Below are 15,185 nucleotides of genomic sequence, written 5' to 3'. Positions count from 1 at the left end.
AAATGAAAACAAAGTTTATTGCCATTGGGGTAATGGTACTATCACTTATTATCGTTTCTTATACTAAGATTAACCCAACGCTTTCTATTTCCGAATTAAAAAGATTATACAGCAGCGGTGATTATCAAAAATGGCCAAAACCGGAAGTAGATTCGATTGTTTATGCACAAGGCTTTGAAGATATTGGTACTTTAGGCCAACCTGAATTTCCTGAAGACAACCAATACACCGAAGAAAAAGCAGCATTGGGTAAAGTCCTTTTTTTTGATCCGAGATTATCCAAATCAGGACAAATTTCCTGTGCCAATTGTCATGATCCTGAACTGAATTGGGGCGATGCCAGAAGGGTTTCGTATGGAGAAGGGAGGTTACAAGGTATTAGAAATTCTCCGAGTTTGATGAATATCGCTTACGCGAAAATTTTCTTTTGGGATGGCAGGGCGGCAACGCTCGAAGACCAGGCAAGCTTTCCTATAAAAGATACCAAAGAGATGAATTTTCATATCGATTTAGCGACAAAAAGGCTGAACAAGATAAAAGGCTACAAACCTTATTTTCAAAAGGCATTTGGCAAAGAAAAACTCACTCAAACCGAAATCCTAAAAGCAATCGCGACTTTTGAAAGAACTTTAATAAGTCCGAAAAGCAGATTTGACAAGTTTGTTGCAGGAGATTCTACACAATTAAGTAATAAAGAAGTTGAAGGCTTGCATTTATTCCGTACCAAAGCGCGATGCATCAATTGCCATAATACCGCTAATTTCTCGGACAATAAATTCCATAATATAGGTTTGACCTATTACGGAAGAGAATACGAAGATTTAGGCAGGTATAACGTAACAGGAAAGGCAGAAAATGTTGGCGAATTCAAAACGCAATCTTTAAGAAGCGCAGCTCAAAACGCACCTTATATGCACAATGGTTTATTCCCCAATTTACGTGGTGTATTAAACATGTATAATGCCGGAATGCCACAACCTAAAAGAAAAGAGAGTCAACAAAATGATACTTTATTCCCTACAACTTCCAGACTGATACAAAAGTTAAAACTGAATCAATCAGAACTGAATGCATTGGAAGCTTTTATAAATAGTTTATCAACAGGGGCTTATAAAATGAGACCACCGGAGTTACCGCAATAGTTTTTAAAGAGAAGAAATAGGCTAGAATAAAGAGAATAGACGTCTATACTTTGAGAACAAAAAAAGAGTCAAGACTGATTAATACTCGTCTTGACTCTTTCTTCTTTATTCTATTCTCTTTATTCTATTCTCTTTATTCTATTCTCTTTATTCTATTCTCTTTATTCTATTCTCTTTATTCTATTCTCTTTATTCTATTCTCTTTATTCTATTCTCTTTATTCTAAAATCTTACTTCACCATCACACCCTCAACAAACAAAATTGGCACTTCTTCCGTATCATTTTCGTTGATTAGGTTTGATTTGAAGATGAATTTCTTGTCGTATAGTTTATTATCAATGAAAAAAGTCACCATAAATTCGTTGTTCAAAACCAGTAAACTTTTTTCTACCATTTCGATTTTTACTACTGAGACTGCCGGAACTTCAACAAAGGCGTGACGAAGAACGGATGTTTTTTTCATTTCGCCATCTATCGTTCCAAATGCTTTTGAAACGACCATAACGCTGTCTAAATTAAAATCGCTGTCGTTCACCAAATAAGCGTACCACACTTTCTCCATAAAATCGTCGCTCCATTCCTGCACAGCTGCCAGGAATACGTTTTCTACTTCGGGGATTGTTATATCTGCTTTCATATCAGTCAAAAGTTTAAAAGTCAAAAGTCATAAAGTCGAAAATCATAAGCCATTACTGAGACTTTCGACTTTCGACTTTATGACTTTCGGCTTAAATTATATATTAGCTTTGAATTGCTCTAAGAAACGAACGTCATTTTCGTAAAACATACGAATATCACCAATTTGGTACAATAACATTGCGATACGCTCTACTCCCATTCCGAAAGCAAAACCATTGAATTCGTCCGGATTGATGTCGCAATTTTTAAGAACGTTAGGATCAACCATTCCGCAACCTCCAATTTCTAACCAACCTGTTCCTTTTGTGATACGATAATCTGTTTCGGTTTTCAGACCCCAATAGATATCAATTTCGGCACTTGGTTCTGTAAACGGAAAGTATGACGGACGTAAACGAATCTTCGATTTTCCGAACATTTCTTTAGTAAAATAAAGCAATGTTTGCTTCAAATCTGCAAATGATACGTCTTTGTCAATGTATAATCCCTCCACCTGATGAAAAATACAGTGCGAACGTGATGAAATGGCTTCGTTACGGAAAACACGTCCCGGAGAAATAGTACGAATAGGCGGTTTGTGATTTTCCATATAACGCACCTGAACAGATGAGGTATGCGTACGCAACAACACATCAGGATTGGTCTGAATGAAAAATGTATCCTGCATATCACGCGCCGGATGATATTCCGGAAGGTTTAATGCGGTAAAATTATGCCAGTCGTCTTCGATTTCCGGACCTTCGGAAACGTTGAAACCAATGTTGGCAAAAATATCTATAATTTGATTTTTAACGATCGAAATTGGGTGACGGGAACCAATAATTACCGGTTCTGCAGCACGCGTTAAATCGCCAAACATTCCTTTTACTTCCTGTTTGCTTTCCAGTTCTTCCTGAATGACACGAACTTTTTCTTCAGCAACAGCTTTCAAAGTATTGATTACTTGTCCGAAATCTTTTTTCTGATCGTTTGGAATATTTTTGAACTCTGAAAAAAGCTCTTTCAACAATCCTTTACTTCCTAAATATTTAATACGGAATTGCTCTAAGGATTCTTTATTTTTATCATTAAAGGCTTTAGCTTCCTCTATATGTTGTTTTATCTTGTCTATCATCGATCTTACTTTGAAGGTGCAAATTTAAGGATTTTGTTCTAAGTATGAAGTCTAAATTTTAAAGTTTCCTTTCAAATTCATGAATCTATCGTACCAAACTAATTTTATGTTCTATTTGTTTCACTTTTTCCAGCCAAAAAGTTATTCCTTCGTCATTTTTAATAATTTCTTTTTTATGCTTTGATGCTACTTTACCCAGTTCAGCCCAGCTTCTATTCCATTCTTTATCTTTTTCGACTTTATTCGTTGGTTCTATTCTGGAACGCCAAAAATCAATATTTTTAAGATAAGTCCTTTTTAAATCTTCAAAATATTCAATTATTTTTTCTTTAGAATTAGGAATATAACCCGGACCGCTGCAGCCACAGGAATGAAAAGCAATTCCAACAGAGTACAGACTTTTCATATGTTCCCATTTTTTTGCATCCTCTTTTTTTGGTGATTCAAAATCAAGTCCCATACTCGCCATTAAGTCTCCACATTCCGGACATTTTGCTTCCTGAACCGATTTCTCTCCTCTGTTTATGTCATTCATCAATCTTCTCTTAAATGTTTTTCGACAATTAAAACAAGCGTAATGTGGTTTATAGGAAACCATTGCATATCTGCACATCTCTCTTTTTTTAAGTTTTCAGTCGCGGTTTTCAGTTTACCAGGCACTGAAAACTGCGACTGTGAACTGATTCCTATAGCTATAGGGGCTATTCTATAAGTTCTCTTTCTAAAAAATAATTTACAATGGCTTCTTTCATCAAAACCGATTGTTCTCCTGCTTTTAGTGCCGGCAATTCTTCTTTTACTTTGTAATGTGGCCATCCTTCTGCATCAAAAAAATCGAATTCATAAAAACCGTAAGGTTCTAATAATCGGCAAATAGCGATGTGCATCAGGTTTAATTTTTCGTCTTTTTTGAATTCGCGGTGTACTTTTCCGAGTTCCTGAACTCCAATTAGGTAAATTATGGCATCTAAATCTAAGTCTTCTCCTTGCGAGAACTGATTAGATAATATATCGACGAGCTTTTCCCATCGTTCTTTTAGTTGTGTATCTCTGGACATTTTTATTGGTGTTTGTGGATTTTAGTCCCGATAGCTATCGGGAGATTCAAGACTGAAGCACGATTTAAAGATTATTTAAATCTGAATTCAACAATCTTAAGTTTAAAATTATTATTGCAAAGATAGGAAGTTCAAGTGCAAAGACCTAAAATTAAAGATTTCTCATACATTATTAACTAAATGAATATTATCAGATGCCTAAAATTAAAACTTTTGAACCTTTGCAGCTTTGAACCTTTGCACCTTCACCTTAAAAAAGCAGATAATTCTTTTATATTTGCGCCTTAATTAAACAAACAGAAAACATGAGTTTTTTTGATATTATTGTTGGCGCACTTTTGGCTTTTAGTTTATATAAAGGAATCCAGAACGGCCTTTTTGTAGAAGTGGCTTCTTTTATTTCTTTACTGTTAGGAATTTACATTGCAATTAAATTCTCTTCTTTTATGAAGGAACTGATTATGAAACATGTTTCGTGGAATCCGAATACGATACAGGTTACAGCTTTTATCCTGACTTTTATTCTCGTAGTAATAGGCGTTTATTTCTTAGCCAAAATCCTGACTGGAATTGCTGATTTTGCTTTCCTGGGATGGGCTAATAAATTGGGCGGAGGTTTTTTTAGAATTTTGAAGACGATTCTGATTTTGAGTATTTTTATCGCATTGTTTGAGAAAATGAACTTCAATGAAACGTTTGCCAAAAAAGAAACTCTCGATAAATATTTTTTTTATAATCCGATAAAAAAAGTCGCTGCTTTCGTTTATCCTTCTATCGAAAAATGGTACGATACTTTTAAAGAAGAGCATGCTAAAAATTCTGAAGAGAAATCTTCTGAAAAAGAATAAATATTATTTCAAAAAGAAAGTCCCAGCGGGACAATATATTTATAAAATATGTCGCTCCGATGGAGCTTGATTGACCTACCTACAATTATTTGCTATAAACATACTGCTCCGATGAGCTTAAAAATAATAAACCCTACAGGTTTTAAAAACCTGTAGGGTTTGACAAAGATTGCATTTAAAACTATTTTACCAGTTCACTTCTAATTTTTCTCCTTTTTTTAAAACGATATTTTGTTTTTTATCTCCGAAAATCAAAGTTGTTTTCCCTCCTACTTTAGAAGAAATCGTAACTTTCTTCAGGATTTTACTTTCCCAATTCATTTCGATTTCAAATCCTCCACGGGCACAAATTCCTTTTACTGACCCCGTTTCCCAGGCATCCGGTAAAGCGGGTAATAATCTGATTTCGTTTTGGTCTGATTGAACCAGCATTTCGGCAACGGCTGCGGCTCCGCCAAAATTGCCATCGATTTGAAATGGCGGATGCGCGTCGAATAAATTCGGGTACGTTCCTCCTCCTCTTCTTGGTTTATCGGTTTTCTTTCCGTCCGGATCTACGTAACGCAATAATTCACGGAACATTTTATAGGCACGGTTTCCATCCCAAAGTCTTGCCCAAAGATTGATGCGCCAGCCTTTTGACCAACCTGTAGTTTCATCGCCTTTTATTTCTAATGTCTTTTTAGAGGCTTCGGCTAAATCAGGCGTTTTTTCCAGGGTGATATGATTTCCGGGGAAAAGTCCGAACAATTGCGATTGATGACGGTGTTTTGGATCTTCGTCATTCCAGTCAAAATACCATTCCTGCAAATTTCCTTTTTTCCCAATTTGATAGGGATGGAATTTAGAAAGTGCCGATTCTAATTTTGCTCTGAAATCTGCATCTGTATTTAATACTTTTGAGGCTTTTATCGTTTTATCGAAACATTCTCTAATCATAGCGAGATCAGCTGTTCCGCCGTACATGGTTGCTCCGATGAAACCATCTGGTGCAATGTATTTGTTTTCAGGAGATGTTGATGGCGATGTAATTAAATTTCCGTTTTTATCGGTAATCATCCAGCCTAAAAAGAATTGTGCTGCGCCTTTCATTATAGGGTACCCTTCATTTTTCAGGTAATTTTTATCCTGAGTAAAAATATAATGTTCCCAAATATGCGTACTCAACCACGCCCCGGACAATGGCCAGCACGCCCAACTTGGATCTTCTTTCCCAAATTGTCCCACCGGATTGGTCATTGCCCAAATATCCGAGTTGTGTGCGGCAGCCCAACCTTCGCTTATGCCATAAAAAGTCTTCGCAGTGACTTTTCCCGTGACCGAAAGATTTTTAATGAAACTCAACAATGGCAAATGCATCTCAGAAAGATTGGTGTTTTCAGCCAGCCAGTAATTTTCTTCGAGATTAATGTTCATAGTGTAATTACTGCTCCAGGGCGGATTTAAATGTGGATTCCAAATTCCTTGTAGATTTGCTGGAACTCCCATTGTTCTTGAACTGCTAATTAGCAAATAACGCCCGTAATTGAAATACAGGATTTCCAGGTTTTTATCTTCTTTTCCGTCAGCATATCTTAGTAAACGCTGGTCTGTTGGTAAATCCGGAGCTGTTGTTTTTCCTAAATCTAAAGTAACGCGATTGTAGAATTTTTGATAATCAGCAATGTGAGTTTCTTTTAACTGATCGAATGGTTTTGCAACTGATTTATTCAGATTCTGCAAGGCAATTGAAACGTCATCCAGGCCTTCAGTTGCCGGATTTTTGTCAAAGCCATTAAAACTTGTTCCAACAGAAACATAGATGATGGCTTCCGTCGCCTCTTTTAAGGTTAAAGATTCTCTTGAACTTGTAATTTTCCCGTCTGTTTTTTTTATTTGAACTAAAGTGGTAAATCTTGTTCCTCTTTCTTTTACTTCTTTGTACTTTGGTGAGACAGTATATCCCGCATTTTCATGAATTGGAGCGACTCCATTCATTACCAGAATATTACTTCTGACTTCGACATTTGATTTTAGTAAACTCCTTAAATTAATATCAAAATTTAAAGCTCCTTTTACACTGCTCGTCAGTTTTATTACCATGATTTGGTCCGGTGCCGAAACAAAATATTCACGGGTAAATTTTATACCATTCATTTCATAACTCACCTTTGATACTGCATTCGAAATATCCAGTTCTCTATAGTAATTGACTGCTTTTCCTTTCTCAGAATTATTGATTTCTAATGTCCCTAAAGGTGCGTATGATTCTGAGTTTTTACCTTCGATCTTTTTGTTTAGTTCATCGGCTAATTTGTAGTTTTCATTTTTGAGTGCTTCACGAATGGCCGGAATGTTTTTATACGCTTGCGGATTCATGTTGGCGTTTACGGGTTCTCCCGACCAAAGCGTAATATCATTTAAATAAATTTTATCTGAATTTGCACCGCCAAAAACAGTTGCTCCCATTTTTCCGTTTCCTAGAACTAAACTTTCCTCAAAAAATTCCGCGGGTTGATTGTACCATAAAACATGGCTGGATTGGGCCGACATGTTTATGCAGAAAGAAGTGAATAGTAAAATGAGAAATGTTTTTGTGAGGTTTTGATTCATTTTATAATGTTTAATATGTGTCGTTTCTTCGCTACAAATATGTCTTTCGTTTATTGATCAACGGATTAAAATCCGTTGCTACAAAAATGTAGTTCTTCGGGAACTCTTTTCTAAAATTTTCATCAGGTTTAGTATCCTAACAGGTTTCCAAAACCTGTTAGGATATGTAACCACAATATGCACGCGTGAGGGATAGGAGCAAACTACCGAAGTAGTGCGGATAGCCCGACCGCCCTAATAATCATCTCGAAATAAGTTATTAATACTGAACTTTTCACCTTTTACCTCTAACTTATTTACTAACCTTATATTTCTCGTTCGCTGTAATCATTTCCCAATTATCAGTCCTGAAAGGCGATGCTGGAAATTTTTCTTTATTAAAAAGGTTGATTTCGGTATCGTCATCTGCCCAACCGTAATGAACGGCAACGGGATTTGGCACGTTTTCGCCCGAAACGATGACCTTGTTGTTTTTTATGATCGCTTTCGCGGAATGAAAAATCTTGTCGGCACCGGCGATTTCGAATCCTTTTACCTTTCCTGAATTGTCGGAAGTTGATAACCCACTTCCGGCATTATCGAAAGTAAGGATAATTTCGTTTCCTTTTATTTCCTGAGATTTAAAAATTGGTCCGCTGTAGATTTGTTTTTTGCCATAAACATTATTCAATGCAATGGCCGCCAAACGCAAACCTACATCTTGTTTGTTTGTTGGATGGATGTCTTTTGCGTTACCAATATCGGTGGTTACAACCATTCCGGTATTGGGTAATTTCAGGGTTTCAAGTTGTGCTTCACGAAGTTCTGCCCAACGGCTGCCTACTTTACTGTTTCCGTTAAATTCATTGAAAGTAGACAATTGCACGAAATAAAAAGGGAAGTTGCCTTGATTCCATTTTGTCCTCCAGTCTGTAATCATTAGCGGAAATGCTTTTTTATATTGGTTTGCCCTCCAGACATTCGCTTCGCCCTGATACCATAAAACACCCTGAAAAGCATACGGAACCAACGGATTCACCATTGCGTTGTATAATAACGACGGATAACTGTTTGGTGAAACTGCAATTTTTACCTGAACGACATTAAATTCCCAAAGTCCTTCGAGTGGTATATTGGTGTCTTTGGACTGAATTTTCAGATCGGCTGGATCACCGTAGATTCCGCCACCTCCGGAATAATCTGAAATTCTAACTGCGATTACATTTTTGCCTTCTTTAAGAACTCCGGCCGGAATTTTATAAATTCTTAGTGTTTCCCATATTTTGTTGGTTCCTACCTGAACGCCATTGACATACGTGATATCTTCGTCATCTACTTTTGATAGATGTAAAATGGCTTCGGTTTTGGCTTGTTCAGCAGAAAGTATAATGGTTTTACGCATCCAGACTATGCCATCGATATTGCCTATCTGCTGGTTTTCCCACAGTGACGGCACTTTTATTTCCGGCCAGTTTTTATCATTAAAATTGAATTCTTTGAATTGGTTTTCATTTTCCATCGAGACATCAAAACCCTGAATTTTCTTTATGTTATCTAAAAGGGACTTTTTGTAAACTTCAAAAACCGCATCCATGTCAACTTGCGGAACATCCGCAATCATCGATTTGAAATCATTACTTTTTTCGAAAGCTTCACGGCTTGTCCAGGTTTCTACATTCGTTCCGCCCCACGAAGTATTGATGATCCCGATTGGGATTTTTAGTTCTGAATACAATTTCTTAGCAAAAAAGAATCCTGCGGCTGTAAAATCACGACTATTTTCTTTGTTGGCCACTAACCATTTTCCGGCTTTTAAATCTTCTTTTGGAGTTCCGCTTAAATCCTGCGCTACACCAAAATGACGGATCATGGGATAATCAGCATCTGCCATTTCTTTTTCGGCATTCAGAGTTTTGTACATCTGAAATTCCATGTTTGATTGCCCGCTGCAAATCCAGACCTCACCAACCAAAACATCTTTGATGACGATTTTGTTTTTTCCTGTAATGAATAATTGAAAAGGTCCTCCCGCTTTTTCAGCAGAAAGTTTAACCATCCATTTTCCGTCTTTATCGGTTTGAATGGTTCTGGTTTGTTTGTTAAAATGAACTTCAACCTTTTCATTTGCATCTGCCCAACCCCAAACCGGAATTTCCTTATTGCGCTGCAACACCATTCCGTCAGAAAACAATAATGGCATTCTAACATTGGCATTTGCCAGAATACTGCACATTATAAAAAGAAAGATTATGTTTTTCTTCATCTCAATTATTTTTTAAACCACATAAGTGATATAAGAAAAGACAAGCACAAACTATACGTAAAACTTAAATTATCTTATATCACTTATATGATGAATCCATTATTTTTTACTGTAATCCTTCGATCATGGCGCTTAAAGCCTGAGTATCAAAAACAGTATTATTAGATCGGTCTATAATTCCGAAACTATTGTTCCCAAGACTTCCTTCGTCCCAATAAAAAGGCAATAAACCATTTGTTTTGGCTTGTTTGACTACTGTTTTAAGATAATAAGCTCTTGATTTTAGATGCAGGGTCAAAGCGTCTCCGGTTAGAGTCGTACGACGAATGGCACCAAACTCTCCTAACAAAACCGGAATTCCTTTGTCTACAAATTGCGTTTTCATTAATTTGAAGTTTTTCTCCAGATCCGCTTCTTCTCCCCAACTTGCATTTCGATCTGTATCTGTAGCGGAGTGATAATCTGCTCCCCAATAATAGAACATTTTTCCCCAGCTTTCATCTTTGGTCAAACCGGCAAAATTCCAAGGCGAATAATAATGAACTTCGACCATCATGCGGTTGGCTATTTTATCCGTTGGTAAAGCCAACATGAGCTTGTTTGTTTTTTCGATATCTGTTGTTGGTCCCTGAACCACTAAAGTTCTGTACGCATTTTTTCCTCCGGTTGAACGAACGGCATCGATAAAGGTTTGGTGGTAGGATGTTAAAACTGCCATTTGTGCGGCATCTTCAACAGCCGGTTCGTTGGCACTGGCAAAAAGCAAATGCTCGTCGAATCCACGTAAATGTGTTGCGATTTGTTCCCAAAATGCTTTTTGTTTGGCGTTGTTTTCTACTCTTTTGGCTTCGGTAACATTATTTTCTAACCAACCACCGTCCCAGTGAATGTTTACTACAACATACATATTGTTATCTACACAATATTGCACCACTTCTTTTACCCGGTCTAACCATTCGGTTTTGATTTGAGCGGTGGCACTATTGGCCAAATACTGATTCCATGAACATGGAATTCTGATGGCATTGAAACCATTTGCTTTAACAGCATCTATTAGTGCTTTGGTCACTTTTGGATTTCCCCAGGCAGTTTCGCTACCAGTTGCTTCTAAAGTATTGCCAATATTCCAGCCTAATTTGATTTTTGCTGCCAATTGTACTGCAGTGCTTCCCATTCCTGAAGCATCAGCTGCAAGCGGATTTGTATTGTAACTTGGATATAAGCCATCAGCTTTAGCAACTCCCACCTGAGTCACCGTAATTTTTACGGGCTGTGCTTCGTTTGAACTTAATGTGATTACTGCTGTCCTGATTTCTGTTGTCGTATTTGCTAATGCTGTTACTTTGACCACAACTGATCCTGAAGTTCCGGCAGCCTGACTTAATTTTACCCAACTTCCATCTGAGCTGTTCATTAACCACGCCGTTACATCACTCGTTACAGTAACGTTTACCGTATTTTCTTTGGCATCAAAATCAATCTTATCTGTACTTGTTGCAAGTGCTTTTACGGTTAGGTTTTGTGCAGTTTCCTTATCTGAACTGCAAGCATAAACACCTATAAAAACGACACATAAAAAGGCACTTATGATGTAATCTTTTATTGTTTTTTTCATTTTATATTATTTAAAAAATTAATATTAATGACTCCCTGATTTTCAGTTTGTGGTTAAACTTTTACTTGATTGTTACAACAATTTCTTTCCTGATATCTCTTGAAGAATTTCCTAATTTCAACGTATATTTTCCTGGTTCAACCGTCCATTTTTTAGCTGCAACATCATAGTAGGACAATTCTTTTACCGGAACCTGAATCGTTACTGTATTTGAACTTCCTGCTTTTACCAATACTTTCTGGAAACCTTTTAATTCCTGTGCGGCACGGGTAATTTTTGAATCTGATTTTGAAGTATACAATTGAACTACTTCTTTCCCATCCACTTTTCCGGTATTTTTTACGGCAACTGAAACTGAGATGGTTTCGTTTTGTGCGTATGAGGTTTTATCGGTTTTTGCACTATCAAAAGCAAAAGTAGTATAAGACAATCCGAATCCGAAAGGATATAACGGTGCAATATTTTTAGTATCAAACCAACGGTATCCTACCAAAATTCCTTCGGCATAGTTTACTGTTTTTCCTCCAGGGAAACTGTTTGTTGCGTGTGCCGGAGAATCCATAATTTGTTTTGGCATTGTCCATGGTAATTTTCCTGACGGATTTACTTTCCCTAAAATAACATCTGCCAAAGCGTTTCCACCTTCAGAACCGTTAAACCAACTCCACACTAAAGCGGAAGTTTTTTTGCTGACTACATCAATATCAAAAGGTGCTCCGGCAATCATAACCACGATAGTTCTTGGATTTACGGCTAATACTTTCTGAATTAATTCTTCTTGTCCGAATGGTAATTTTAAAGTTCTTCTATCAGATGCTTCTGTTTCGTAATCACGGTTTGAACCTGCAAAAATGATCGCAACATCTGACTTTTTAGCTGCTTCTATAGCTTCTTGCAATTTAGCCGGATCTAATTGATCTATGGTTACAGGACCGTTTGAGGTTATGTTTCCTAAATTTCCTTTGTTTTTTTCATCGTAACGTTCCAGATACCCTTCAGCATAATTGATTGCGATTGAGGATGGCAATCTGTTTTTTAAACCTTCAAGAGGTGTAATTTCTCTTTTGGTTTTGACTCCTGCACCAAATCCACCTAAAGCGTTTTTCTTCGTTGCATTGTTTCCAATTACCGCAATTGATTTTACTCCGTCCAATTTTAAAGGCAATGCATTATTTTCGTTTTTCAATAAAACAATGTCTTCTGCAGCAATTTTATAAGCGTCCTGATAATGTGCTTCAGTTGCGATGCTTCCTTTTACACGGTCTTTACTTTGGCTTCCCATTGCTTTTACCTGAAATAGGGTGCGCAAAATTCTTTTTACGTGTTTGTCCAATTCTGCTTCTGAAATTTCTTTGTTTTTAGCGGCTGCGATTAATTTATCCGCAAGGAAAAATTCATTAAAAGGTTTTGGAGTTCCCATTTCAATATCCAATCCACTTTCTAAAGATTTTACTGTAGAATGAACCGCAGCCCAATCTGAAACAACAACACCTTTGAATCCCCATTCATCACGAAGGATTTTATTCAGCATATAATCGTTTTCGCATAAATATTCGCCTCTGAATTTGTTGTAAGCTCCCATTACGGCATAAGCGTGAGCCTCTTTTATAGAAGCTTCAAAAGCCGGAAGGTAAATTTCACGAAGTGTACGTTCGTCCATTCTAACATCAACAAAATCACGGTTTGTTTCCTGATTGTTTGCTGCAAAGTGTTTTACGCAAGCCATTACATCATTATCCTGTAAACCAACAATTAATGGCACGGCAATTTTCTTATTTAAAAATGGGTCTTCAGACATATATTCATACGTTCTTCCGCCTAGTGGTGTTCTCACAATATTGATTGCCGGTGATAGCAACATGTCTTTGTCTCTGGCACGCAATTCCTGACCTACACTATTTCCAAAAGTATAAGCCATTTCAGCATTCCATGTTGCAGCTAGTCCTCCACCCGCTGGATAATAGGTTGCAAAATCATCTTTTAATCCTGCCGCAGCCCAACTATCACGCGAAATTTCTTCACGAACTCCTAGTGGTCCGTCGGCCATTTTAAGTTCTGGAATTCCCAAACGTTTTACACCGCTACTGGTAAACATACTGTTACCATGCAACATTCCGATTTTTTCTTCCAATGTCATTTGAGACACTAACTTATCAATTTCGGCATCAAATTCTGATCCTATTTCTTTTCCTTTATACTCTTTTGCTTCACCTGAATCTGGATTTGATTCACTTTTTGTATCGTTTTTACAAGAGGTTAATACTGCAAAAGCCAATGCCGCTGACAGGTATATGATTTTGTTTTTCATGCTTAATAAATTTAGTTTTAGTTTTTGATAGTTTTTTTAAGAGGTTACTGTTTTACAAAATTGACCAAAACAACATCATTTTCATTGATCTTAAAGTCTTTGCTAAAAGTTCCATTTGCATTAATTGTTACTTTTTCTGATGCAATCAAAGCACCATTATTTTTTTCTTTTATGACTTTAACTTGTTCACGACCTAGCTGACTTGGTTTTCCCATGGCCAGATAATCGGCGTAAGCATCATTGACTTTATACCCTACTTTATAAATCTCCAGATTATATTTTCCTTTCTGCAAGCCATCAACTTCAATTTTTACGATTCCCTTTGGTTTCGATGGTAAATCTTTTACATAATACGTCTGATTATTCATGGAATCTCCCGGATGTGTATTAGTAAAATCCCAAAACAATATTTGAACATCTCCTTTTGAACTTTTAGTTGCCCATGAACAAGTGTCTTTGTTTTTAAGTTCTGTTTCTCCTAATTTATTCAAAAAGGAATACGAGAAATAAGCCGGTTTTTTGATTCCCTGCGTATTCAACAATCCGAAACCTCCGTGAAATGGCGTGAATCTTGGTCCGGCTTCTTCAAAAATATCGGTAAAAACCCAATACGACATGGAGTTTGCCGCATTGCCCACTTGTTTTAGCTTTTGCAAAATATAAGCTGCTGAATGATAACTATCGTGAATAGGATCTGCCGGAGTATACGATGCACTCCATTCTGTGTAATGCAATTCAAGTTTTAGCTTAGCCGAATTTGAAATTTGATTGCGTGAATTGATAACATCACCACTTATACTGGATTCGTCTTTACTCAGAATTGTTCCCGTAGTCCCAAATTCATCCAGAAATCCTTGTTTTACGCCGTAAGTATGTGTCGAAATAAAATCTAACGGAATATTATTCTTTGCACAAAAATCTATTGTTTCCGGAACCCAGGCTGCTCCCGCTGTTGCCGGACCTCCTACTTTATAAGCAGGGTTTACGCTTTTTATACCTCGTGCTGCGTATTCATATAATTTGAAATAGTCGGCTTGTGTTCCTGTCCAGAAACCTGGTGACAAATTTGGTTCATTCCAAACTTCAAAATACCATGTTTTTACTTCTTCGGCGCCGTAGCGTTCTGTGAAATGTTGGGTTAGGTTTCGAATTAAATCTTCCCATTTTTTATAATCTTTTGGAGGCGTAACATTTCCTTTCCACCAGAAAATAGTCTGACTTCCGCTTGCCAATGCAGATGGCATAAAACCCAATTCTACAAAAGGTTTCATTTTAATGCTTATTAGAAAATCATACAAAGCATCGATATATTGGTAATTGTATTCGGGATTTCCTTTTGAATCTTCGCGATAAACCGCCATATCATCAGATAATAATCCGTGCATTCTGATGTATTTAAAATCGCATTCTTTTTTGGTCATCGCCAATTGCTGTTGCCAGTCGGCGCGTAAACCTTCGTTGGCTCTTCCGGCTCCAATGCATTCTTTGAACATGGTATTTAATGCGCCCGAAGTTTTGTTGTAATCTACTTTTATGATTCTGTTTTCAGCGTTATTTTGTCCAAACAATTGAATATTAATTAGAGAAAGCAAAGTACATACTATTATTAAATTTCTTTTCATTAGA

11 protein-coding genes are annotated in these 15,185 nt (G+C 36.9%); 2 read left to right on the top strand and 9 right to left on the bottom strand.

What is annotated here, in order from left to right:
* Window positions 1-2: 2 nt before the first annotated feature.
* A complete protein-coding gene (locus tag ACQY44_RS14145) occupies window positions 3-1,142 on the top strand; it encodes a cytochrome-c peroxidase (protein ID WP_428230970.1) in 1,140 nt (379 codons plus the stop codon).
* Between the two features lie 230 nt (window positions 1,143-1,372).
* Here ACQY44_RS14145 and ACQY44_RS14140 read toward each other — a convergent pair whose 3' ends face one another.
* From ACQY44_RS14140 to ACQY44_RS14125, 4 genes are all read right to left on the bottom strand, one after another.
* Window positions 1,373-1,780 carry a hypothetical protein gene (locus tag ACQY44_RS14140; RefSeq protein ID WP_121328436.1) on the bottom strand — a complete coding sequence of 136 codons (408 nt, stop codon included), beginning with the start codon at window positions 1,778-1,780 and terminating at the stop codon, window positions 1,373-1,375.
* Between the two features lie 96 nt (window positions 1,781-1,876).
* Window positions 1,877-2,896 carry a phenylalanine--tRNA ligase subunit alpha gene (gene pheS / locus ACQY44_RS14135; protein ID WP_194617281.1) on the bottom strand — a complete coding sequence of 340 codons (1,020 nt, stop codon included), beginning with the start codon at window positions 2,894-2,896 and terminating at the stop codon, window positions 1,877-1,879.
* An 85-nt stretch (window positions 2,897-2,981) separates the two neighbouring features.
* A complete protein-coding gene (locus ACQY44_RS14130) occupies window positions 2,982-3,431 on the bottom strand; it encodes a hypothetical protein (protein ID WP_428230969.1) in 450 nt (149 codons plus the stop codon).
* Window positions 3,432-3,597: 166 nt separating this feature from the next.
* Window positions 3,598-3,954, bottom strand: a complete 357-nt coding sequence (locus ACQY44_RS14125) for a hypothetical protein (RefSeq protein WP_078006785.1) — start codon at window positions 3,952-3,954, stop codon at window positions 3,598-3,600.
* A 305-nt stretch (window positions 3,955-4,259) separates the two neighbouring features.
* Here ACQY44_RS14125 and ACQY44_RS14120 point away from each other — a divergent pair, with 305 nt between their 5' ends.
* A complete protein-coding gene (locus tag ACQY44_RS14120; protein ID WP_428230968.1) occupies window positions 4,260-4,802 on the top strand; it encodes a CvpA family protein in 543 nt (180 codons plus the stop codon).
* 186 nt (window positions 4,803-4,988) lie between these two features.
* Here the strand turns inward: ACQY44_RS14120 and ACQY44_RS14115 are convergent, their stop codons facing one another.
* The 5 genes from ACQY44_RS14115 to ACQY44_RS14095 all read right to left on the bottom strand — a co-directional run bounded on the left by ACQY44_RS14115 (window position 4,989) and on the right by ACQY44_RS14095 (window position 15,181).
* On the bottom strand, window positions 4,989-7,394 hold the full coding sequence (locus tag ACQY44_RS14115) for a glycoside hydrolase family 95 protein (protein ID WP_428230967.1): 2,406 nt from the start codon (window positions 7,392-7,394) through the stop codon (window positions 4,989-4,991).
* Window positions 7,395-7,686: 292 nt separating this feature from the next.
* Window positions 7,687-9,636: a sialate O-acetylesterase gene (locus ACQY44_RS14110; protein ID WP_428230966.1), complete on the bottom strand. Its 1,950-nt coding sequence runs from the start codon at window positions 9,634-9,636 to the stop codon at window positions 7,687-7,689.
* A 106-nt stretch (window positions 9,637-9,742) separates the two neighbouring features.
* Window positions 9,743-11,251: a cellulase family glycosylhydrolase gene (locus ACQY44_RS14105; protein WP_428230965.1), complete on the bottom strand. Its 1,509-nt coding sequence runs from the start codon at window positions 11,249-11,251 to the stop codon at window positions 9,743-9,745.
* A 61-nt stretch (window positions 11,252-11,312) separates the two neighbouring features.
* On the bottom strand, window positions 11,313-13,559 hold the full coding sequence (locus ACQY44_RS14100; RefSeq protein ID WP_428230964.1) for a glycoside hydrolase family 3 C-terminal domain-containing protein: 2,247 nt from the start codon (window positions 13,557-13,559) through the stop codon (window positions 11,313-11,315).
* A gap of 44 nt (window positions 13,560-13,603) precedes the next feature.
* On the bottom strand, window positions 13,604-15,181 hold the full coding sequence (locus ACQY44_RS14095) for a GH39 family glycosyl hydrolase (protein WP_428230963.1): 1,578 nt from the start codon (window positions 15,179-15,181) through the stop codon (window positions 13,604-13,606).
* Window positions 15,182-15,185: the final 4 nt, after the last annotated feature.

The sequence above is a fragment of the Flavobacterium sp. genome (assembly GCF_965277525.1).
Lineage (GTDB): Bacteria > Bacteroidota > Bacteroidia > Flavobacteriales > Flavobacteriaceae > Flavobacterium.
The sequence above is the reverse complement of the archived record's forward strand: the minus strand, read 5'-3'. Positions and strand labels throughout refer to the sequence as shown.

Coding starts and splice junctions, on each gene's coding strand:
- ACQY44_RS14145 (WP_428230970.1), top strand. CDS start 3: ATGAAAACAAAGTTTATTGCCATTGGGGTAATGGTACTATCACTTATT.
- ACQY44_RS14140 (WP_121328436.1), bottom strand. CDS start 1,780: ATGAAAGCAGATATAACAATCCCCGAAGTAGAAAACGTATTCCTGGCA.
- pheS (WP_194617281.1), bottom strand. CDS start 2,896: ATGATAGACAAGATAAAACAACATATAGAGGAAGCTAAAGCCTTTAAT.
- ACQY44_RS14130 (WP_428230969.1), bottom strand. CDS start 3,431: ATGAATGACATAAACAGAGGAGAGAAATCGGTTCAGGAAGCAAAATGT.
- ACQY44_RS14125 (WP_078006785.1), bottom strand. CDS start 3,954: ATGTCCAGAGATACACAACTAAAAGAACGATGGGAAAAGCTCGTCGAT.
- ACQY44_RS14120 (WP_428230968.1), top strand. CDS start 4,260: ATGAGTTTTTTTGATATTATTGTTGGCGCACTTTTGGCTTTTAGTTTA.
- ACQY44_RS14115 (WP_428230967.1), bottom strand. CDS start 7,394: ATGAATCAAAACCTCACAAAAACATTTCTCATTTTACTATTCACTTCT.
- ACQY44_RS14110 (WP_428230966.1), bottom strand. CDS start 9,636: ATGAAGAAAAACATAATCTTTCTTTTTATAATGTGCAGTATTCTGGCA.
- ACQY44_RS14105 (WP_428230965.1), bottom strand. CDS start 11,251: ATGAAAAAAACAATAAAAGATTACATCATAAGTGCCTTTTTATGTGTC.
- ACQY44_RS14100 (WP_428230964.1), bottom strand. CDS start 13,559: ATGAAAAACAAAATCATATACCTGTCAGCGGCATTGGCTTTTGCAGTA.
- ACQY44_RS14095 (WP_428230963.1), bottom strand. CDS start 15,181: ATGAAAAGAAATTTAATAATAGTATGTACTTTGCTTTCTCTAATTAAT.